16 protein-coding genes and 1 tRNA gene are annotated in these 21,085 nt (G+C 54.3%); 3 read left to right on the top strand and 14 right to left on the bottom strand.

Annotated features, from left to right (window positions below):
• Positions 1 to 106: 106 nt before the first annotated feature.
• From JAO79_RS00200 to rpsU, 8 genes are all read right to left on the bottom strand, one after another.
• The gene (locus JAO79_RS00200) at positions 107 to 3,382 is read right to left on the bottom strand and encodes an Ig-like domain-containing protein (protein WP_199005166.1); all 3,276 of its coding nucleotides are present in this window, start codon (positions 3,380 to 3,382) and stop codon (positions 107 to 109) included.
• 13 nt (positions 3,383 to 3,395) lie between these two features.
• Positions 3,396 to 4,733 carry an alkane uptake protein AupA gene (aupA, locus tag JAO79_RS00195; protein ID WP_199005165.1) on the bottom strand — a complete coding sequence of 446 codons (1,338 nt, stop codon included), beginning with the start codon at positions 4,731 to 4,733 and terminating at the stop codon, positions 3,396 to 3,398.
• 272 nt (positions 4,734 to 5,005) lie between these two features.
• Positions 5,006 to 6,775 carry a hypothetical protein gene (locus JAO79_RS00190; protein ID WP_199005164.1) on the bottom strand — a complete coding sequence of 590 codons (1,770 nt, stop codon included), beginning with the start codon at positions 6,773 to 6,775 and terminating at the stop codon, positions 5,006 to 5,008.
• 170 nt (positions 6,776 to 6,945) lie between these two features.
• Positions 6,946 to 8,088, bottom strand: coding sequence for a helix-turn-helix transcriptional regulator (locus JAO79_RS00185; RefSeq protein WP_199005163.1), 1,143 nt, complete (start codon positions 8,086 to 8,088; stop codon positions 6,946 to 6,948).
• A 230-nt stretch (positions 8,089 to 8,318) separates the two neighbouring features.
• Positions 8,319 to 8,395: transfer RNA gene (locus JAO79_RS00180), tRNA-Ile, on the bottom strand.
• Between the two features lie 62 nt (positions 8,396 to 8,457).
• Positions 8,458 to 10,299 (bottom strand): RNA polymerase sigma factor RpoD, encoded by a 1,842-nt coding sequence (gene rpoD / locus JAO79_RS00175; RefSeq protein WP_199005162.1) that lies wholly within the window; start codon positions 10,297 to 10,299, stop codon positions 8,458 to 8,460.
• Between the two features lie 118 nt (positions 10,300 to 10,417).
• On the bottom strand, positions 10,418 to 12,172 hold the full coding sequence (gene dnaG, locus JAO79_RS00170; RefSeq protein WP_199005161.1) for a DNA primase: 1,755 nt from the start codon (positions 12,170 to 12,172) through the stop codon (positions 10,418 to 10,420).
• A 152-nt stretch (positions 12,173 to 12,324) separates the two neighbouring features.
• Positions 12,325 to 12,540 (bottom strand): 30S ribosomal protein S21, encoded by a 216-nt coding sequence (gene rpsU / locus JAO79_RS00165; protein WP_096278179.1) that lies wholly within the window; start codon positions 12,538 to 12,540, stop codon positions 12,325 to 12,327.
• Positions 12,541 to 12,774: 234 nt separating this feature from the next.
• On the opposite strand from rpsU, the gene tsaD reads away from it, so the two are divergent.
• Complete coding sequence (gene tsaD / locus JAO79_RS00160; RefSeq protein ID WP_199005160.1) at positions 12,775 to 13,830, top strand: tRNA (adenosine(37)-N6)-threonylcarbamoyltransferase complex transferase subunit TsaD; 1,056 nt, start codon at positions 12,775 to 12,777, stop codon at positions 13,828 to 13,830.
• 5 nt (positions 13,831 to 13,835) lie between these two features.
• Here tsaD and plsY read toward each other — a convergent pair whose 3' ends face one another.
• Positions 13,836 to 14,429 carry a glycerol-3-phosphate 1-O-acyltransferase PlsY gene (gene plsY, locus JAO79_RS00155; RefSeq protein WP_199005159.1) on the bottom strand — a complete coding sequence of 198 codons (594 nt, stop codon included), beginning with the start codon at positions 14,427 to 14,429 and terminating at the stop codon, positions 13,836 to 13,838.
• Positions 14,430 to 14,574: 145 nt separating this feature from the next.
• Here plsY and folB point away from each other — a divergent pair, with 145 nt between their 5' ends.
• Together folB and folK (JAO79_RS00145) are read left to right on the top strand one after the other, a co-directional pair.
• A complete protein-coding gene (folB, locus tag JAO79_RS00150; protein WP_199005158.1) occupies positions 14,575 to 14,931 on the top strand; it encodes a dihydroneopterin aldolase in 357 nt (118 codons plus the stop codon).
• Positions 14,931 to 15,446: a 2-amino-4-hydroxy-6-hydroxymethyldihydropteridine diphosphokinase gene (gene folK / locus JAO79_RS00145; RefSeq protein WP_199005157.1), complete on the top strand. Its 516-nt coding sequence runs from the start codon at positions 14,931 to 14,933 to the stop codon at positions 15,444 to 15,446. Before folB ends, folK (JAO79_RS00145) begins: the two co-directional genes overlap by 1 nt.
• On the opposite strand, the gene pgi is transcribed toward folK (JAO79_RS00145), so the two are convergent.
• The 5 genes from pgi to pcnB form a co-directional block, all read right to left on the bottom strand.
• Positions 15,429 to 17,090: a glucose-6-phosphate isomerase gene (gene pgi, locus JAO79_RS00140; RefSeq protein WP_199005156.1), complete on the bottom strand. Its 1,662-nt coding sequence runs from the start codon at positions 17,088 to 17,090 to the stop codon at positions 15,429 to 15,431. The genes folK (JAO79_RS00145) and pgi overlap by 18 nt on opposite strands.
• Positions 17,091 to 17,143: 53 nt before the next feature.
• A complete protein-coding gene (gene panC / locus JAO79_RS00135; protein ID WP_199005155.1) occupies positions 17,144 to 17,992 on the bottom strand; it encodes a pantoate--beta-alanine ligase in 849 nt (282 codons plus the stop codon).
• Positions 17,989 to 18,783: a 3-methyl-2-oxobutanoate hydroxymethyltransferase gene (gene panB, locus JAO79_RS00130; RefSeq protein WP_199005154.1), complete on the bottom strand. Its 795-nt coding sequence runs from the start codon at positions 18,781 to 18,783 to the stop codon at positions 17,989 to 17,991. Before panB ends, panC begins: the two co-directional genes overlap by 4 nt.
• A gap of 124 nt (positions 18,784 to 18,907) precedes the next feature.
• On the bottom strand, positions 18,908 to 19,408 hold the full coding sequence (folK, locus tag JAO79_RS00125) for a 2-amino-4-hydroxy-6-hydroxymethyldihydropteridine diphosphokinase (RefSeq protein ID WP_199005153.1): 501 nt from the start codon (positions 19,406 to 19,408) through the stop codon (positions 18,908 to 18,910).
• Positions 19,405 to 20,775 (bottom strand): polynucleotide adenylyltransferase PcnB, encoded by a 1,371-nt coding sequence (pcnB, locus tag JAO79_RS00120; protein ID WP_227664273.1) that lies wholly within the window; start codon positions 20,773 to 20,775, stop codon positions 19,405 to 19,407. The genes folK (JAO79_RS00125) and pcnB overlap by 4 nt, the downstream gene beginning before the upstream one ends.
• Positions 20,776 to 21,085 lie beyond the last annotated feature (310 nt).

Here is a 21,085-nt window from a genome sequence, read left to right as displayed (position 1 = left end):
GCCTAGTTTGCCAGAGATTGGGGCAGGGCGCTTGTGAGGGTTTTTTCAGCAGAAATAAAAAGGCCAGCCCGAAGGGCTGGCCTGAGTTGTAAAAGAACCTGTTAACTTACTGGGGAGCGGATTGCTGCTCGTATTCCCGAGGTAGATCTTTTACAGGGTTGGATATGAAATTCAGGTAAAGCCCGCGCTCTGGAATGATTAGTGGAATCTCTTTTTTCACCAATCCGGAAAGAACTTCGGATTTAACCATTATTTCCGGAATATTCAGGTTGTACTGCTCGATTTGCATACGACCGTCATCGAAGAAAGTCACATCGCCAACCAGATCCAGCGTGAACTCGTAATTAAACAAGTTGTGCTCTGCGGTCAGAGCTGACTCTAATCTCAGGTCAGGCGCATCGAGAAATACGTCCACTTTGGTTTTGAATACAGGTTGCCCATTGTCACCCTCTAGAATGTAGCCTGGGATTAATTGATCTCGTGGGCATTCAGAGCCGCTTGCCACACACTCGGGGTCTTTCGCATAACGCATCCGAAGCACCTGAGCGCCGGTTTTCGATACGATGCTAAACAGCTCAAGGTGAACATCCAGGGAAGACGTTGCTATTGTAGTGGGATACAAAAGCACTTTTAAGGCATCTTTTCCTTTATCAGGACCTTCCTCGATAACCGTTGTTCCGATTACCTCGGTGTTCAACGCGTACGTTTGATAGATGAACTTATTGCGCTCGCATTTGTCTGTGTCTGGGTCATCAACTGCACACCCAACCCGGGCTTCTTGCTTTTCCTCTCCGTAGTTGGTGAGCAGCTTCGCCGCGTTGGCAGAAGGCAGATAGCCACCATTGCCATCTGGCTCGTGAGCAAAGGGTTCATGCTCATCTTCGATCTTAAAGTTCGCGTTTACATCACGAACAGGCAAGTTACGAAGCGCTGTAAACACTGTGTTTTGTGCTTCTGCACCCTTGAAGTAGATTTTTAAAGACTGGACAGGTTCACGGCCAGCACCACCTCCCGCATTCAAACCTTCCAGCAGATCAGTTTTAAGCGGGTAGTTATTGATGCCACAAATGGAAGTTGGATCAGGGTTGCAGTACTGGGAGTATGCAGCGTCAGCGACTGTGTCCGAACCTCTCTTGGAAACCAGTGTGTACTGATAGAAGGCATCTTTCTCCCAAGCCTCGTCAGGGTAGAAGCGAATGCGTTGGCTATTCTTTTCAAGGCGACCTGTTACTTCCCCCTCGGGCCCATCAATGTCGCTTCCATCAGGGTTAACCTTTTTCACGATAAAGGTTTTGCCAAGCTGAATGGAGTCGATATTCATCGGCTGAGAAAAAACGACCATGATAGGACGATCTGCGGGCATTTCGCTTACAGGAAGGAAATCCCCACCGGTAGTCGTATCTTTGTCCGCCTCAGTTGAGTCCGCACCCCTTGTATAACACTCCCCTAGAACATTGTTCTCTAAGTCGAGCTTGGAGTGATTGGTTTCACAAGGAAAGCCCGGGTAAGTCGTTAAGGCAATCGGCGGAGCATCTGAAGCAACATCACGCTGGCCATCAAGGCTGAAAGAGAGGTCATCAGCCGTGCTTACGTAAACGTTTCCAGCCAAGTCCGTTAATCCCGAGGCCGAAACTTTGTACTGAACGCCAGCCTTTAACCCGCCTTCTGGGTTCAATGTTAGCGTTGTTCCATCAACAGCTGTGTTGAGCTTTCCGTTGGCTACGGTTAGTGCTTGACCGTCGGCTAACAGCGAAACACCGCCAGCGATTGATGCAGGATCCAGCGGCTCATCAAAGAACAGGATTACTGGATCGCCGGGGCGTTGTATCGACTGGCGTGTATTAGGAATAGCATTTTCCTTATCGCCAGGCATCCAACTCATCAATTTGGGCGGAGTGTTATCGATTTCGCGTAAAACCTCAGCGTCGAGTACCGAATCAACATCAGTCGCTGCTTGAAGGTGGAACGCGATGGTGGAATCGGTAACTTCTTGGCCCAGCAGGTTGGGTTCAACCATACCAATGGCATCAATTGTGAGAACGCCGTCCTTGACCAGGGCAATACCACGTAGCTCTACGCCCATCAGATCCTGAGACAGCGCCGCGTTTGGCATCTCCTCTTCAGTATTCATGGACACATCCATGAATAGGGTAATGTGGCGCGGTGCGTTGAGGTCGTCCGTATAAGGGTTAGGAGCCATGTAACCGGATGCATCAGAGAGCATGGTTACTTTGATCGTGCCGGTTTCCTGATTGCTGCCGTCTTTGGCGTTCAGTGCCTGGATCTTGCCGCCAACTTTGATGTTCAAGCTGGTGCTTTCCAACACGCTACCCTTCGGAATACGCAAGGGCAGAGCTTCAGTCGCCTTGAATGAAGGTGCGTATGCCAGCTCAGCGAACAGTGAGCCGGTTTGCTGGGAAGAGTCGGTCACGCCCTGAAGTACGGAATTCAGGACAACACCGTTAACGGGTTGTCCGTTCAATACCGAGGTAATATTTCCGCCGTTAGAATTTACCGCTTGCTGTTCCAGCAAAACAGTGGGGCCAGTCGCACGCGGTGTGAAACTGAATGATTTGCTCAAACGCGCGCCATCCGGGCCATTGGTCAGGCTGGCGAGGTTGTTCAGCTTCAGCGTGTACTCTTGGCCGGCATTCAGTATGTCGTCTTTGCTACCGCAGGCTTTCGGGTCTTCGGTGACGCACGGGTCAACGGTGACGCGGTTGCCTTTTACCAAGACGGTGGCGGGTACGGCAGTGCCGTTTTTGTCCAGAAGCTCAATCGAGCCGCCGAGCTTTTGCCATTCCGGGTGAACCGGGTGGGTCAAAGCGAGGCGGAAGGTAGAGAAGTTCGCGGCTTCGAAGGCAGTGCCGTTTGCTGGCACCTGCCAGGCAACGCCAAACTCGTCAGAGGTTTCTGCCAGCTCAGCCACACCGCTGAATTCGCCGCGAGTATCGAACTGAATGCCCGGCTCGCCTACCGCATTGGGAGTGTTGATCTCACGACCGCCTTCAGTCAGCAGAGGCTCGTTGAAGGTAATTGAGTAGCTTTCGCGGCTGGCAAGCGTTTGGCCTTCGGCGATTTCGAGTTTTAGGCTTTTTCCGCCATCAATCTTGGTAACCTTAAAGGCCGGGCTGCCAGTGCTGGATTCGACCTGAATCTTTTGGGCAAGCGTCGCCTCATCGTCGCCAATAGCATGGGAGAAGCGAAGCACGATATCCGCTTTCGGGCTGACATCGGCCTGGCCGTCCATTGGGTAGGAGTATACCAGCGACACAGATTGATTGGCATCCTTGACGCTCTGCTTGATGTCCTGCTCATCACTGCCGCCGCATGCTGCAAGCAGCATGGCGGGGATCAGTGCTAATGTTTTAAATTGTTTCATGACCTGCTTCTCCTCAGAACTTCAGGGTGATGGAGCCGCTGATTACATGGATATCACCGTCGGCCGTAACGTTGGTTTCGTTACCGTCAAAGTCGACCAGGGTGAAGTCCCGCTCTTGTAGTTGTTGGTACTGGTAGCCAAGATCCAAACGAACCGGGAAGGCCAGCAGTCGTGTCCGGTTGTAGGTAGCGCTCACGCCCAGGCCAACGATGATCTTGTCGGTGTCCAGGTAGTTGAGTTCCGGGTTCTTGGTGGTTTTCAGGGGAGATTCTTCGTAAGCGATACCACCGCGAAGGGCAAAGTTTTCGTTCAGCTGGTACTCAGCACCTACGCGAGGAACGAGGATGTCATCGAAACCGATGCGGTTACCCGCTGAGACAGACTCTTGGTCTTTGATGCTGTCTCGTGAAAACTCGTCCTCGAGCTCAGACCAGTTCTGCTGCTCGATGCTGCCGCCCACACGCCAGCCGTCTGCGACATATTGTGTGCCGAGAACGATGGTTTCAGGCTGGAACGAGTCGATGGTAGATACGGTCAGACTCAGGCCGGGATCCGGGATAGTCTGGGTAACAACGATATTGGAGCCCACAGAGGTTTTAGCGGAAGACTTGGTGCGATAAGTCAGTGCCGCTTCCCATCCATCGAGGAAACAATCTTCTTTTCCGCAGAAGGTGCTGCCAAAGTCGATGTTGGTGCCCAAAATGGTTTTCAGAGTGGGTTCGGCGTTGACGGCCAATCTCTCACGGCTGGTTTCGCCGCCCAGAGTGGATACCGCGTCCAGCTGGGCTGCTGCTTCCAGTGTGATTCGCACAGAGGCACCGGCGGAAATACCGCGCCAGATCGGGGTTGCACCGCCCACGTTAAGGAACAGCGGCTCTTTGCCGTTCTGCAGGTACTGGCCGGTTTCTGAGGTTTCAGATTTAAAGGCCAGCATTTCTTTTCCGTATTTTTCAACACCGGCAATAAAGCCAAGATAGATAGGGTGTTTGAATCGGGTCAGCGAGCCGAGGTTGGTCTTCATACCGATCAGTACGTGCTGACTAGGTGAGCTCGAGACCACATCGCCATCGGCATTGGGGTTGTCCGAACGGAGTTCCTGTTCGGCGTGCAGAATACCGGAGGTGAGTTCGCCACGGGTATCGCGAGTCAGAGAGGCCGGGTTGTAGTAAGTTGCTGAAACCTGGTCATTAAACATGGATAGCGATTGGGCGGTAGCAACGTCAACCGGCATGACGCCGTAGGTGGTACCGATGTTGCCCATGCTCGCGTTCGCTGACATGGAAAGGGTAGCGGATACAGCTGCAACAGCAAGGGTCGTTGCCCGTACAGAAAATCGGGAAGGAAGAACCATTAATACACTCCGTTCGCTCTTTGTTGTTGTGTACAGCCCCGGCGAGTGCGCAAGGAGACTGGTACGGTTGGTCAAGCTGCAGTGTAGGACACTTGTCACTTTAGGACGTTGGCATATTTGACAGTATGTTATGTCTGTAATACCACGTACGCACAGTATGCTTGGTAACCGCATGGCCTGTGTAGATAAGAAGGGCGAAAGTGTGTGGTGGTTTTGTTGCGGAATGTATCAGAGAGGGATTTCGGGGCTAGCCATTGCTAGCCCCGGATTTGCTATAGACCAACTGCCTTATCAAGTTCTGTCAGTTTGGCGGCACTGAAAAGATACATCGAAGCTACCTCAACAGAACCATCATCCAATGCGGTTAGCGGCGCCAGTGAAACCGAGCTGTTGGTAAGTTCGGTTGGGAATCCTTCGGGGCCTTCAACATTGATCGACCATAATACTTCAAATGTTTCAGGATCTCGCCGCTGCAATGCGCCAGCGGTTACAGCCAGCAACCGGCCCTGTGTATCCACTGCCAGGTCGTAAATATCAGAGCGTACATCACGGCCATAACGCCAGCGTTGATTAATAAGTGCGGTTACATTTCCGCTGTTGGTGTCTACGCGATATACGCTGTAACGGGTAATCGAATTAGATCCGTTGACAATATTATCGTGGATGCTGAAGTAAAGTTGGTCGCCAAGCTTACGGAAAAAACTCGACGCAACTATTTCATTGGTATCACGCAGAACGTCGATGGGTGTCGTCCAACTAACCGCACATGTTGGACTTATTTTGCTTACCAGCCCGGCATTGCCGCTGAAGGTGAAGGCGTAGATAAAACCATCATCCCCCACAATCACGGTTCCCTCTTCTTTGGGCGAGGCAATACGTGCCCACCAACTTGAACTCACGCCACTGTAGTTGAGTGCCATGTAGCGGTTTTGATTCGGCCCCATGGTTGCAGAGCATCGTTCAAAGCCTTGCCCATCTTGCAGCGACAGAGCTCCTGAGGTGGTTTTGAATATCGTATCGGCTGCGAGAAAGCTGGATGTCTTTCGCTCGAGGGTTCGCGCGGCTGCTTGTTGAAATCCGGATGAGTCTGCCGTGTACATAGCGACTGTTCCGTTGCTTCTAAAGCCCAGTCCGCCGCCACTGAGAGTATATTTTCCACTGGCTTGATCATGGCGGATTCGTTGCACTCCTTCTACAGCACTGTAGGGCTTTTGTGCCGAGCTGCTCCAGAGGTTTTTGGCGTCCGCGTTGTCTAACCCAGCCGATTGAAGGTCTGCATTATCGATCTTCACTTGGTCGACAGTCTCGCCCGCAGAATTGACCCGGCCTAAATAGATACCATCTTCGCCGTTTGACGCGCCTGTTACGCTGTACATGTAAAATTTCGGGTCTCCGGGTTGGGTGTCATAAAACCAATCAATGTTGGTATTGCTTGTGAACTGGTTGTTAAGAATTTGATTTTTATTCAGCTTGTCCGGGAATGCTGAAACGTTTGAATCAGATCCCGGCGTAATCATCGGGCCGTCACTCAGCGGCATGCCAATTATTTGGTAAGTGCCCGAGTTTCCTCCGCCGGAGCTCGTCGTGGCCGCATATGTACCTGAGTCGGCTGTCCGAGCTGTCAGTAGGAAGGTATCTGTGACGCCAGTGGCATAGTTAAGTGTAATCTCATACTGCGAGCTACCCTTAGGTTTCCAGCTATAGCTGTCAAAGTCGGAGCCGCTGAACCTCTGACGGTCACGGGTATTGAATCCGGCGGGTCCATAGCCTGAAGCCTCAGTGGATGACGGCGCCATAAACAGAACCATTTTGCCTACATTCGTTCCGGTGCTGGTGGAAGACTTAACCGTCATTTCGATTTGAAGGTTTTTGGGGTCATCTGGCCACTTGTATCCGTTGGCTCCAGTGCCTGAGCTCCCTCCGGAAGAATCTCCATTTCCGCCCCCGCCCCCGCCCCCGCCTCCGCAAGCGGCTAGAGTTAAAGCTAAAAACAGCAAGGCCAAGAGTGAGTGCGTCTTAAACAAGCGGGTAGGTGTCGTCATTGATTACAGCTCCAAGTGGAAATCCGTTAATTCAAAGGGCGGGCAATCAATAGCTTACGCAAGATGTCTTGGAGCAAACCACCCTCATATAAGGGTAATTAAACGTGACTCTAATGACTTTTTAGAGGGGCTTTATAGGGTTGATAAGAAGCGGAAGGGTGCTCTGTGCTTCAACGCAAGGTCGATAAAAGTATTGCGCTAATCAACTGACCTTGCCGGTTGTATCCTGTTTTTTGAAAGACTTGTTTCAAATAGCTGCGGACTGTTGTTTCACTTTTATGATGATGGTCGGCTATTTCTTTCAGGCTCAAGCCTGCCACCAGGCCTTCGCATAGTTTTCCTTCTGCTGGCGACAGCGGGTAGTACTTCACTATTTCTTCGGCACTTGGGAGTGCCCGGGCTTTGAGGTCAACGATGGTTACCAGTACGCCGCCAGAGAGTATCTCGTTGTGTTCGAGAGGGCGGATGGTCATGACTAATGGCGAAAGAACGTCTCGCTTGACGATCAGCGTTTCCGGCAGAGCTGTGTCTTCACTGCATACTGTTGCTGCTGCCCGGGCCATTGCTTTAAAAAATGATTTCCGGAGCTGATCGGTTCCAAAGTACAAACGCCCATGCCGAAGGTTGATGCAGGCTTCTTGGTCCAGAAGCTGCTCACCGCGCTGATTAGCAGTGACTATTGTTCCCCGGTTGTTCAGGATGAACGCAGGTTCGGTAATGAGATCAGCGATGCCGCAGAGGGTTTGAGCGGCCCTAGGGTGTTGGTGAATCTTTTTAGCCAAAACGACTGTTTGTTTAATGAACGGCACCAAGCGATTCATGGCCGCTATTTCTTCTGGCTGATAGGCGCCCTGTGCATACGTACGCTGAACAGTTAGTAAGGTAATGTGGGAATCATTGGATTCGACAACCAGCCAAGCCGAATCAAGCATGTCTTGGTCGGACTCCCAGCGATCGTATTCATCGCCGGGCGGGCCATCGTTGAGGAGCGGTAAAGCCGAGTTAAATTGGCCTGCTTCCTGAGTGACTGCGTAATTTGTAACGGCATCGTGCTCGATCATGTTGTTATCGAGATACCAGGTTAAGAATTCATCCGATAACCCGGCATGCCAAACATGATCAATAGCTCTTGGCGTTCGGCGGATAAACGAGAGCTGTGCAGCACACCCACCGACAGAATCAACGAGCATTGAAAGGAATCTGTGAAACCCGGCTTGGTGTTCTAACGAATCATAAAGGCATTGGATTAACTCTGTCTCGTTGTGAAGAAACGAATCAGAGTTAGTATTAGGGCGAACTGCCTTTGATGTCATCAGGTTATCCTAAGATGGCCGTGCACAACTTTGTCCAAGCACAAGCGAAACTATAGAAGAACATCAGCTTATTTGTAAGAGAAAATGGCCATTAAGGCTTGTTTCTGGCCGGTGTTATCAGCCGAATAGAGGGGAAGGTTAGTCGCGGGTTAGCGCTGCCGCAGTGCTTGAATTGCGTCCCTTATAAACAACAAAACCCGCAGCGAGGCGGGTTAAGTCATTGAATCTTATGGTGGGCCCACCTGGACTCGAACCAGGGACCAAAGGATTATGAGTCCTCTGCTCTAACCAACTGAGCTATAGGCCCGATAACAAAAGCGGGCGCCATTATACCCGTGAGGGTTGGCGCCCGCTACTGTGTTTTCGGATTTATGCGTTGCCTTGGTCGTCGATAAAGCCGCGCAGGTGATCGGAGCGGGAAGGATGGCGCAGCTTGCGCAGTGCCTTGGCTTCGATCTGACGGATACGCTCACGGGTTACATCGAACTGTTTGCCGACTTCCTCAAGGGTGTGGTCGGTGTTCATTTCGATACCGAAACGCATGCGCAGTACTTTCGATTCACGAGCCGTCAGGCCGGACAGCACAGAACGAGTGGCTTCACGCAGGCCTTCCGCGGTGGCGGAATCCACCGGCGACAGTGCCTGAATGTCTTCAATGAAGTCGCCCAGATGGCTGTCTTCATCATCGCCGATCGGTGTTTCCATGGAGATCGGCTCTTTGGCGATCTTCAATACCTTACGGATCTTCTCTTCCGGCATTTCCATGCGCTCGCCCAGCTCTTCAGGCGTAGGCTCGCGGCCCATTTCCTGCAGCATCTGGCGGGAAATACGGTTCAGCTTGTTGATGGTTTCGATCATGTGCACCGGAATACGGATGGTGCGAGCCTGGTCCGCGATAGAGCGGGTGATGGCCTGACGAATCCACCAGGTGGCGTAGGTCGAGAACTTGTAGCCACGACGGTATTCAAACTTATCAACCGCTTTCATCAAACCGATGTTGCCTTCCTGGATCAGGTCGAGGAACTGCAAGCCACGGTTGGTGTACTTCTTGGCGATGGAGATAACCAGTCGCAAGTTGGCTTCCACCATTTCTTTCTTGGCGCGGCGGGCTTTCGCTTCACCGATAGAAACGCGACGGTTGATTTCTTTGATGTCTACAACGTCCAGATCCACTTCGGTCTGAACGTTCTGGATGCGCTTCTGCAGACGAACGATCTCATCCAGGCGCTCAGCAATAGCCGCTGCGTAGGGCTTCTTGCTTTTTGCAATTTTCGGAGCCCAGTCCAGATTTACTTCGTTGCCCGGGAATTCTTTGATGAAGTCCTTGCGCGGCATTTTGCATTCGCGGATGCAGATTTGCATAATGGTCCGTTCGTTCTCGCGCACCATGTCATTGGTGGAGCGAACAACGTTGACCAGCTCATCAAAGGCTTTGTTGCCCAGTTTGAATGGAGCAAACACCGCACCCAATTCGTTCAGCGCGTCTTGGGTTTTCTTGTGGCCGCGGCCGTGCTTGGCCAGAGCTTCGTTTGCAGCTTCCAGCTTTTCTTTCAGCAGCTCAAAGCGCAGGCGGGTCTCTTCGGGATCCGGACCGCTTTCCTTTTCCTCTTCTTCGCCGTCGTCCTCGTCTTCAGCTTCGTTGCTGTCAGCCGCGGTTTCTTCGACGACTTCTTCGCCCATGAACGGTTCAGCGTCGTCAGGATCAAGGAAGCCGGTGACGATGTCGCTGATACGGCCTTCGTTTTCGATGATGCGGTCGTAGGCCTGAATGACGGTGCCGGCAGTGCCCGGGAAGTGAGCAACAGCGGCCATTACGTCACGGATGCCTTCTTCGATTCGCTTGGCGATAACGATTTCGCCTTCGCGGGTCAGCAGCTCAACGGTACCCATTTCGCGCATGTACATGCGTACCGGGTCGGTGGTGCGGCCCGCGTCGGTTTCTACGGCAGCCAGAGCTGCAGCGGCTTCGGCGGCGGCTGCTTCATCGGCTGTGGAGTCACCTTCGGTCATCAACAGGGTATCGGCATCGGGTGTTTCTTCGCACACCTGGATACCCATGTCGTTAATCATCCGGATAATATCTTCAACCTGATCCGGATCTGCAATGTCTTCCGGCAGGTGATCGTTTACCTCGGCGTAAGTCAGGTAACCTTGTTCTTTGCCTCGAGCGATGAGGTCTTTTAAACGTGATTTCTGCGAATTGCCTGACATAGACACCCTGTGAACTCGCTTTTAAAGAGGAAAAAAGTTAAACAGCCATTATAGCTGTCGCTTATCTGGTCTGCCAATGAACGGTTAGATGGTGATCAATGGCATTAGTTTCAAGTGCTCAATGCTCGGCTTTCGGGTTTAACGTACCTGCGCTGAGCGTTCGCAGCTCTTCCCGTTGTTCGGGAGTGAGCTTGGCCAGGTTCCGGAGCAGTGTTGCCAGTCTTTGCTGGCGCGCGGCTTCTTCGTTCGGGCTTAATAGCTCTCTGGCTGCTGCCAGTGTGCTTTCCCGTGCCGGGATGTGCTCCAGTCCGTCGAACAGGTTGTAGAACCGGTCGCGGGCCAGTTTATCGGTTGCTAACTCCGCAATTAGTGCTTTGCGGGTTTGAATGTTTTTTTCCAGAAGCCAGCGGGCAAACCGCCCCGCTTGCTCCAGCTGCCGGGTGCTGTCGGCTTGCGCCTTGATTTCAGTGGCCAGCTCCGGCGCTTCCAGCAATGCCAAGCATAATGTGCTGTCTTTGCTGAGTTTTACGTCCACCCGTTCTTCGGTCGGGCGGGGTTGCCGTTCTCCACGCCAGCCTTTGGCTTTGAAGTTTTTGCCGCTTTGCTGGCGGCCCTGCCACTGATTACGGCCGCCGCATAACCGCAGCATTTCGTGCCACATAGCGTCCCGCAGTGTGCAGCGGGGCATTTTGTTCAGCAGCTGTTCGGCTCTGGCTCTGAGCTCACCCCGGTGTTCCGGCAGTTCGAGGTCCAGGCCTTCACTCTGGCGGTCAAACAAAAAACGCGAGAGCGGTGTGGCGCCTTCAATGCGTTTTTGGAAGGCTTCCGAGCCTTCCTTGCGGACGAGTGTGTCCGGGTCTTCGCCTTCGGGCAGCATCAGGAACTGTAGATGCAGACCATCTGCGATCAGTTCCAATGCGTTTTCCATGGCTCGGTCGGCAGCACGGAAACCTGCCTGGTCGCCATCAAAGCAAAAAACAATATGCCGCACCTGCCGAAGCAGGGCGGTCAAGCTGTCTTGATTCGTCGCCGTACCCAGCGTTGCAACGGCGTAATCGATGCCGTGTTGGGCCAGCGCAATGACATCCATGTAGCCTTCCACGACCAGCAGTTTGTCCAGCTGACGTGTGGCTTGCCGGGCTTCGTACAGGCCGTAAATCTCGCGGCTTTTATGGAATACGTCCGATTCCGGCGAGTTGATGTACTTGGCTTTGTCGTCACCCAGTGTGCGGCCGCCAAATGCGATGGTTTTGCCGCGCGTGTTCCGGATCGGGAACATAACCCGATTGCGGAACAAGTCCCTTGGTTTGCCGAACTTGTCGGAAACCGTTTTGGTTTCCAGCAAAGGCTTTTTCAGGTCTCTCGGTGCTGCGTCATACAGGGCGGTGCCGGTACCCGGTGCAAAGCCGATCTGGTAACGTGCGATGATGCCATCGTCCAGACCGCGCTGTTTCAGGTAATCCTGTGCGTAAGCGCCTTGTTGGCTGGTGAGCGCCGAGTGATAAAATTTGCTTGCGAAATCCAGTGCGTCGGTCAAAGTCCGGGCTTGCTGCATTTCTTGTTTGGCGACTTTGTCGTACGGCACTTCCATGCCGGCACGTTTCGCCAGTTCTTCTACCGCTTCGGTAAAGCCAAGGCCTTCGAATTCGCGGATAAAGCTGATGGCATCGCCATGAGCGCCGCAGCCAAAGCAGTGGTAGAAGCCTTTGTCAGGCCGAACGTTGAACGAGGGCGTTTTCTCGTCATGAAATGGGCAGCAGGCTTTATAGTTACCGCCGGCTTTTTTGAGAGTGATGCGTGATCCAATCAGCTCTCCCAGATCAATTCGATCCAGAAGGTCTTCAACAAAGCGTTGAGGGATCAGTCCGCTCATGGTGGCTCCACTTCATCCGGGGCGCCGGATACAAACGTTAATCACCACAGCCAAAAATGCCGCCGAAGCCAGGCCTCGGCGGCATTTTCAGTTTGCCAGATAAGGCGAAAAGCCGTTCCGGCAATCAGTCTTGCTGTCGAAGCGGTCTGAACTCAGTACAGACGCTCGAACTTACGCTGTTCACGCTGAAGCTTCTTGAGATGACGCTTAACGGCAGCAGCAGCTTTGCGCTTACGAACAGCCGTCGGCTTTTCGTAGTGCTCACGACGACGTACTTCAGAAAGTACACCGGCTTTTTCGCATGAACGCTTGAAGCGACGCAGTGCTACGTCAAACGGTTCGTTCTCTTTCAGTTTAACAGCTGGCATTCGACAATCACCTACCTGATAGATTCGGTTTCAAATTGTTCCGCTGGAATAGATTCTCGCGGCTCGATCCCTGGTCAGATTGGTTATAACTCGACCAGTGCATAATTAAGGGCGGCAATGATAACGGCTCGGACACTTCAGGTCAATCATTGTTCAACGAAAGTGACGGGAGCCGCTGGCTTTCTGATAAAATCATGGCCGACCGATCCAACCCCGCAGACACGGCCCTGATTTATGCTGATTCTTGGTATTGAAACTTCTTGTGATGAGACTGGCGTTGCCTTGCTGGATGATGAGCGGGGCCTGCTGGCCCATGCGCTGTTTAGCCAGGTGGAGGTACACGCAGACTATGGCGGTGTGGTGCCGGAACTGGCGTCTCGTGACCACGTGCGCAAATTGCTGCCCTTGTGTGACCAGGTGTTGGCAGAGGCGGGCAAGACCCGGTCGGACATAGAGGGAATTGCTTACACCGCGGGGCCCGGTCTTGTCGGCGCGTTGATGGTGGGTGGCTCGGTGGCTCATGCGCTGGGATACGCGTTGGATATTCCGGTACTCGGGGTGCATCACATGGAGGGGCATTTGCTGGCCCCCATGCTGGAAGACAACCCGCCGGCGTTTCCTTTTGTGGCTCTGCTTGTATCCGGTGGCCACACCCAATTGGTTCGGGTAGATGCCATTGGTGAGTATGAAATGTTGGGTGAATCGGTGGATGATGCGGCTGGCGAAGCCTTCGATAAAGCCGCCAAAATGCTGGGTCTGGATTACCCCGGTGGTCCCCGAGTGGCGTCTTTGGCGGAGAATGGCCGGGACGGGCGGTATCGTTTCCCGCGTCCGATGACGGATCGACCGGGTTTGGATTTCAGCTTCAGCGGCTTGAAGACGTTCACTCTGAATACCGTGAATGCCGCCAAGGACGCGGGTGAGTTTGACGAGCAGGTAAAGGCGGATATCGCGTTGGCTTTTGAGGCCGCGGTGGTCGATACCCTGACCATAAAATGTCGCAGAGCGCTCGAACAGACCGGATGCAAACGTCTGGTGATTGCCGGCGGTGTCAGTGCGAATAAGCGCTTGCGCGCCGGCCTTGAGAAAATGACGGCAAAACTGGGCGGTTCGGTGTTCTATGCCCGCCCCGAATTTTGTACCGACAACGGCGCCATGATCGCCTATGCCGGTGCTCAGCGTTTGCGACAAGGGCAAAAAGACGGAGAACGCATTGTCTCGGTGCCGCGCTGGCCTATGGATACCTTGCCGTCAGTGAAAGAAGCTCGCGCTAACGGTCTGGTGGACTGAAAGCGCTAAAGCCCCGTTTCCCGGCCCTGGGCCAGCCGGATCAGGTTGTTGCGGTGGCGAACCACGATAAGCAAGGTCAGCAGGCCGAACAGCGGTAAGGTTTCCGGTTCCAGAATTGCACTGATGATGGGGCCGGAGCCGATGGCTATGATTGATGCCAGAGCGCTGATCCGCGAACGCCAAATCACCAACAGCCAAATGGCGGCCATCAGCAATGTGGTGAGCGGTGCGAGGGCCAAACCCGCACCGAGTGCCGTGGCAACACCTTTCCCGCCTTTGAATCGGAAAAAAACAGGAATCATGTGGCCGGTCACGGCGCTCAGGGCGACGATGGCCTGCACCATAATCGACATGCCAGCCTGATGGGCCAACCAAACCGGTAACCAGCCTTTGAGTGCATCCAGGGCAAGCGTCGTCAGCGCCGGCTGCCAGCCTCCCGCCCGAAACACGTTTGTGGCGCCCGGGTTACTGGAGCCTTGTGCTCGGGGGTCCGGGAGTCGCCAGGCCCGGCAAACCGGGATGGCAAACAGCACCGATCCGGCGAGATAAGCCCCAAAACAGAGCAGAACAATTAAGATCGGTTGGCTAGCGGTTTCCATAGGTGTTTCACAAGGTGCGCAGACGGCATCAGGTATTCTGTGAGAAAATAGCTGGCCCAAATTCAGGCGAGCAGGCGAACGGCCACAGTATCGCTTGTCTGTTTAATATTCAATCAGCCAAGAGTGTAAGCCTAGGGAGTCTGGTTTGGCAGATGTGGTGTTAGTGGAAGGTTTGGCGGTCGAAACGGTTATCGGTGTTTACGACTGGGAGAGGGAAATTACCCAGCGGTTGCTGGTGGACCTGGAAATGGCCTGGGACAACCGGGTGCCGGCAGCGAGTGATGATGTCGCTGATGCCCTCAATTACGCTGCGGTTAGTGAGCGGGTTGTTCAGTGCATTCATGCTTTGCAGCCTCAATTGATTGAAACTGCCGCAGAGGCGGTTGCTTCCATGCTGCAGCAGGACTTCGGGGTAAGTTGGTTGCGTTTAACGATCAGGAAGCCCGGAGCGGTTCCGGCGGCCACGTCTGTGGGTGTTCGCATCGAACGAGGTCTGCGCTGATGGCGAGGGTGCTCCTGGGTATCGGCAGTAATGTTGAACGCTATCGGCATGTGGGACTCGCGCTGGACGCTTTGCAGGAAATGTTTGGTGAGTTGTCGGTGTCGCCGGTATACGAGAGCGAGCCTGTCGGCTTTTCCGGTTCCAACTTTTTGAATTTGGCCGTAGGTTTTCACACGGAGTTAGTCGTGCCCGAGTTGTCGCGGCGCATGAAGCAGATGGAACTGGATTTTGGTCGCCGCCCGGATTCCCCTCGCTTCAGTCCGCGCACTCTGGATCTGGACATTCTCACCTACGATCAGGAGATCGGTGTTGTTGCCGGCGTCGAGCTGCCCCGGGGAGAAATTCTGAAGAATGCCTTCGTGCTAAAGCCGTTGGCGGATATTGCGCCGGGCGAGATACATCCAGTGAGCGGCCGGTGCTATCGAGAGCTGTGGCAGGGCTACCGCACCGACCAGAAGCTCTGGCCGGTGGATTTCAACTGGCAGGGCCAGCAGATTTCAACGGCGGTTGGCTGAGCGGAACAACGTCACCAGATTGTCGGTTGCACTATCTCCTGCGCTACCAACCTCGCCATCTTTAATCAGACGCGGCAGAATTTCGTTGCCCATTTGCTTGCCAAGCTCCACCCCCCATTGATCAAAGCAATCGATATCCCAGATCACGCTTTGTACAAAGGTGCGGTGCTCGTAAAGTGCTACCAGAGCACCTAATGTTTCAGGCGTTACCTTCTCCATCATCAGAATGTTGCTGGGTTTATTGCCTGGAATGGCTTTATGCGGTGCCAGCGCCTTCGCGGCGTTAAGATCCAGCCCGCTGTGAGTTAATTCCTCCATGGCCTCCGCTTCTGTTTTGCCTGCCATCATGGCGCGCGCCTGACTCAGGCAGTTGGCAAACAGCGTGGCGTGATGATGCCCGATCGGATTGTGAGAAGTCAGCGGTATTACGAAGTCGGCGGGTACCAGGCGGGTACCTTGGTGAATCAATTGGTGATATGCGTGCTGGCCGTTCGCACCGACACCGCCCCAGAGAATCGGGCCGGTTTCGCATGCTACCGGATCACCGTTTTGGGTGACTTTCTTGCCGTTACTTTCCATATCCAGCTGCTGCAGGTGCTCGGGCAGGTGCTTCAGATATTCATCGTAAGGCAGCACCGCATGGCTTTGAGCGCCCCAGAAATTGTTATACCAAATACTCAGCAGTGCCATCACGACCGGCAAATTCTGCTCGGTTGGCGCGTCTTTGAAATGGCAGTCCATCGCATGGGCACCGGCCAGCAATGCGCGGAAGTTTTCCATGCCGACCATCAGTGCGATGGGCAGACCAATAGCCGACCAGAGTGAGTAGCGGCCACCCACCCAATCCCACATCGGGAAGATGTTGTCCGGGTGAATGCCAAACCGCACCGCCTCATCGGTGTTGGCCGTCACGGCTATAAAATGTTGGGCAACGGCATCTTGGTTGCCTCCGTTAGTGAAGAACCACTCTCGGGCAATCAGGCTGTTATCGAGGGTTTCCTGGGTGCGAAAGGATTTTGATTGCACCAAAAACAAGGTGGTTTCGGGATTGAGCGGCTTGAGGGTTTCGGCAATGTCGGTGCCATCGATGTTGGCGATAAAATGGCATCTCAGGTCACCCTGCCAATAGGGCTTGAGCGCCTCTACCGCGAGTTTGGGGCCAAGGAAGGAGCCGCCTATTCCGATGCTGACAATGTCGGTAAAAGCACGACCGGTGTGGCCGGTTTGGGTGCCGTTCTGAATCGCTTGGTCGAGCTGTTCCATGCGGGCTTGCGTGGCATGGATTTCGGGAATGATGTCTTTGCCATCAACCCAGACTGAGTCATCGGCCGGCTGGCGCAGTGCGGTATGCAGCGCGGGCCGGTTTTCGGTGCGGTTAACCTTGGCGCCAGTAAATAGGTCTGCAATGCGTTTTGGCAGGTTGCACGCGCTCGCCAGGTCGGTAAGAGCCGAAAGCGTCTCGTCGGTCAGGCGATTGCGGGAAAAGTCCAGTGTTAATCCTGCGCCGTTAATCAGGTATCGGTCAGCGCGTTGTGGGTCGGTTTGAAACAGATCGCGCATCAGTACGTGTTCCAGCTGTTGTTTGTGCTGGAGAAGCGCGCGCCATTCGGATTTTTGGGTCAGCGGTACCGAAGCGGGTGGCATCAGAGTGTCCTTTCTGTTCGCTGCCCCGAGCAACGAGGCAGCGAGTCCGGGGTTTAGCGAGTTACAGAGATATTGTCGATCAGCCGAGTGGTTCCCAGGAAGGCGGCCACCAGCAGGGTTAACTCTTTGTCGGTATCGACCGCGGGCTTCAGTGTCAGGCTGTTCACAATGTTGAAGTAATCCGGGCGCAGGCCAGCTTCTGACAAGGTGTCCCGAGCTTCCTGTTCAAGCCCGGCAAAGTCATTGCTGCCCGCTTCGAGTTGCCGGGCGGCCTGGGTCAGCGTCTTATATACGACGGGCGCTATGCCGCGCTCTTCGTCTGACAGATAGCCGTTGCGGGAGCTCTTTGCCAAACCGTCGTCTTCCCGGACGGTGGGCGCCCCGATAATTTCGATCGGCATCATCAGGTCGCGGGTCATCTTGCGAATCACTGCAAGTTGCTGAAAGTCTTTTTCACCAAAAAACGCCATGTCCGGCTGGATCATGTTAAACAACATGGTGACGACGGTGGCCACGCCTTCGAAATGACCGGGGCGACTCGCACCGCAGTGGCCTTCGCTGACTTCCGGCACCACCACTTTGGTTTGATTGGCCAGTCCTTCCGGATAAATTTCTGACACCGGCGGTGCAAAGATCAGGGTGTTACCGGCTGGCGCCAGTTTATCCTGATCTTCTGCAAGAGTGCGCGGGTAGGAGTCCAGGTCTTCGTTGGCACCAAACTGCATAGGGTTCACGAATATGCTGGTAACAACGATGTCTGCTGCTTCCGAGGCTTTGCGCACCAAGGAGATGTGGCCCTCATGAAGGTTGCCCATGGTAGGCACCAGCGCGATGGTCTTTTCCTGTTGGCGGTAGGCCCTCAGGATGCTGCGCAGTTCTTTGAGTGAATGTACGGTTCTCATGCCTTGAACGTATGCTCCTCGGCGGGGAAAGTGCGTGCTTTAACAGCCTGGGCATAGGCCTCGATGGCTTCCGGAATAGACGACGTTTCGGCCAGGAAGTTTTTGACGAACCGGGGCTTGCGGCCCGGTGTCACGCCCAGCATGTCGTGCAACACCAGCACCTGGCCGTCTGTGTCCGCACCGGCGCCAATGCCGATAACCGGCGCTTTGACGGCTTGTGTGATACGGGCGGCAAGCGGTGCAGGAACGCATTCCAGCAAGATGATGTCGGCACCGGCTGCTTCAAGCTGACAAGCGTGTTCGATCATCGCTTCCGCGGCTTTGTCGTCACGGCCCTGAACTTTATAACCGCCGAATTTGTTGACGAATTGTGGGGTCAGGCCCAAATGAGCACACACCGGCACGCCCCGTTCACTCAAGGCTTCGATGGTGTCTCTCATCCAGCCGGTGCCTTCCAGTTTGACCATGTGGGCACCTGCACGCATCAACTCGGCCGCGTTGTCGAGCGCATCCGCGACGGTGCCATACGACATAAAGGGCATGTCGGCCATGATCAGCGAGCCTTTATTGCCCTTGGCCACGCAGCTGGTGTGGTAGACCATGTGTTCCATGGTTACGGGCAGCGTGCTGTCGTTGCCTTGCAGCACCATGCCAAGAGAGTCACCAATGAGGATTACATCCACGCCTGCTTCGCTGACCACCTGTGCAAAGGTCGAGTCGTAGGAGGTTAACGCCGAAAAGGCTTCGCCTTTCTGCTTGAGTTCCCGCAGGGTATTAATGGTAACTGCCATAAGATCCTTGCCTTTTGGGTGGATGGGCCAGTAGTTATCCGGGGTCTTCCGGTGTTCAGAGAAGTATAAGATTAATGCCGAGGTGTGTCAGGCACAAGGGTAGCATGGAGTTCCTGCCCTTGGATTAGTCTGATCCGGCCATCGGCGGTAGTTTGCGTAGTTGATTGTCCGGGCATTGGGCGCGTAACTGATCAATGCGTCGTCCATCCGGTAATTTAAGTTCGGGGTTCAGGTCCAGCAATGGCTGAAGTGCAAAATCCCGGTTTGCCAGCTCTGCATGGGGAACGGTCAGGCGTGAGTCGTTGATGACGTGGGAGCCAAAAAGAAGTACATCCAGGTCCAGTGTACGTGGCCCCCAGTGCCTGAGTCGCTCCCGCCCATGGGCTTGCTCGATGGCTTGCAGATGGTCCAGCAGTTGGTGTGGCGACAAGCCCGTGCTCAGCTGTACCGCGCCGTTAACGAAATCGGGCTGATCTTGCGGGCCAACCGGCCGACTGGCGTAGAACGGCGACTGAGCCAGCAGTGTGGTTCGCGGCAAACGCGACAGCTCCATGACGGCTCGTGCCAACTGGGCGGCCGGGTCTTTCAGGTTGCTGCCCAGCCCTACATAAACGATGCTGTTCACGATTGAGCCGGTTTCTTGCGGGGGCTGCGTTTGCGACCACGTTTGCGGGGCCCCGCTGCAGCCCCGAGCTGAGACAGCATGTGTTCCTGATTACGATCATCGGCTTTTTGGAAATCGGTCCACCAAGAGCCAAGGCCCGGTTCCAGTTCGCCGGCGGATTCGCGCACCAGCAAGAAATCGTACGCGGCCCGGAAGCGCGGGTGGCTGAGTGTGGCAAAGGCTCGTTTACCCTGGCGCCGGGGCAGGCGGATCTGAAGCTCCCAGATTTCCTTCATCGGCCCTGAGAACCGTTTTGGAATTGAAGTGGCCTGCACCTGACGTCCAATCACTTTGCCGATGGCACCGTGCAGCGCGGGTTGAACCGGGTCGCCGTTATCCTGACGCACGCGCCACTCGGCCTGCAGTGCCGGCCATAGCATGGCGGCGAACAGGAAGTAAGGTGTGACCGACTTGCCCTGCGCGATGCGGGCATCGGTATTACGCAGTGCTTGGCGAATGAGTTCGTCGGATTCACCGTTATTGATCGCTCGCACGGTTTCCGGGAACAGCATTTCCAGCAGGCCGTAATCTTTCAGAAGCTCGTAAGTGGCTTCGCCATATCCGGCTGAAAACAGCTTAAGCACTTCATCGAACAAACGAGCCGGAGGTATGTGGCCCAAAAGAGGGGCGAGTTCACGAATGGGGGCTTCGGTTTCCGGCTCGATATCAAAACCCAGCTTCGCGGCAAAGCGGATAGCGCGCAGCATGCGCACCGGGTCTTCACGGTAGCGGGTTGCCGGGTCGCCAATCAGGCGGATCTGCCGGTTTTCGAGATCCCGCATGCCGTTGGCAAAGTCGATAATGGTGAAATCACGAATGCAGTAGTAGAGCGCATTGATGGTGAAATCTCGGCGCAGGGCATCGTCTTCCAGATTCCCGTAAACGTTGTCCCGCAACAGCAACCCGTGCTCGCTGGTTTTGTGCTCGTGGTCAGAATGGTCTTCATTAGAAGCTTCTGCGTTGCCGCGGAAGGTGGTTACCTCGATGATCTCGCGGCCAAAGACCACGTGCACGATACGAAAACGGCGGCCAATCAGCCGGGAGTTGCGAAACAGATCGTGCACTTCTTCCGGCGTAGCGTTGGTGGCGATATCGAAGTCTTTGGGGCGGCCACCGAGAACGATGTCTCGCACGCCGCCGCCCACCAAGTAGGCTTCGTAGCCGGACTTGTTCAGCCGGTTCAGGACTTTTTTGGCAGGTTCGCTGATCATCGAGCGAGACACATTGTGCTGGTCTCTCGGAATCTCTTGGCGCTGGTAATGTTTGGCTTTCTTTTTCCCGGTACTGGGCATGAAAGAACGCAGCTTTTCTACAAGTCTTTTAGGCATGGAAGTCCGTGTTTGCGCAGAGCAAAAACGTGGATTTTAACGGTTTGCGCAGGAATTGCACATGTTTGGCGGATATTAGGCAGGAAATGCGGATTTTTTGATGGCTTGAGAGGCAGTAAAGGCCATTTGGCGGTGACCAATAATCAAAAGGCGGATCCGTTTTCACGAATCCGCCCTGAAAGCTTCGACGATCTGCAATTGTTTTTGTTTTTGAGTCGGGATTCTTTTTAATGTTTTGCCCCACTGTGTGCCCAACATTCGGGCATCAATATTATGCAAGCGGAAAGCTTTGAATACACGGTGCGATCAA

The organism is Marinobacter litoralis (assembly GCF_016427555.1).
Taxonomy (GTDB): Bacteria; Pseudomonadota; Gammaproteobacteria; order Pseudomonadales; family Oleiphilaceae; genus Marinobacter; species Marinobacter litoralis_A.
This window is presented reverse-complemented; position numbering and strand designations above follow the sequence as displayed.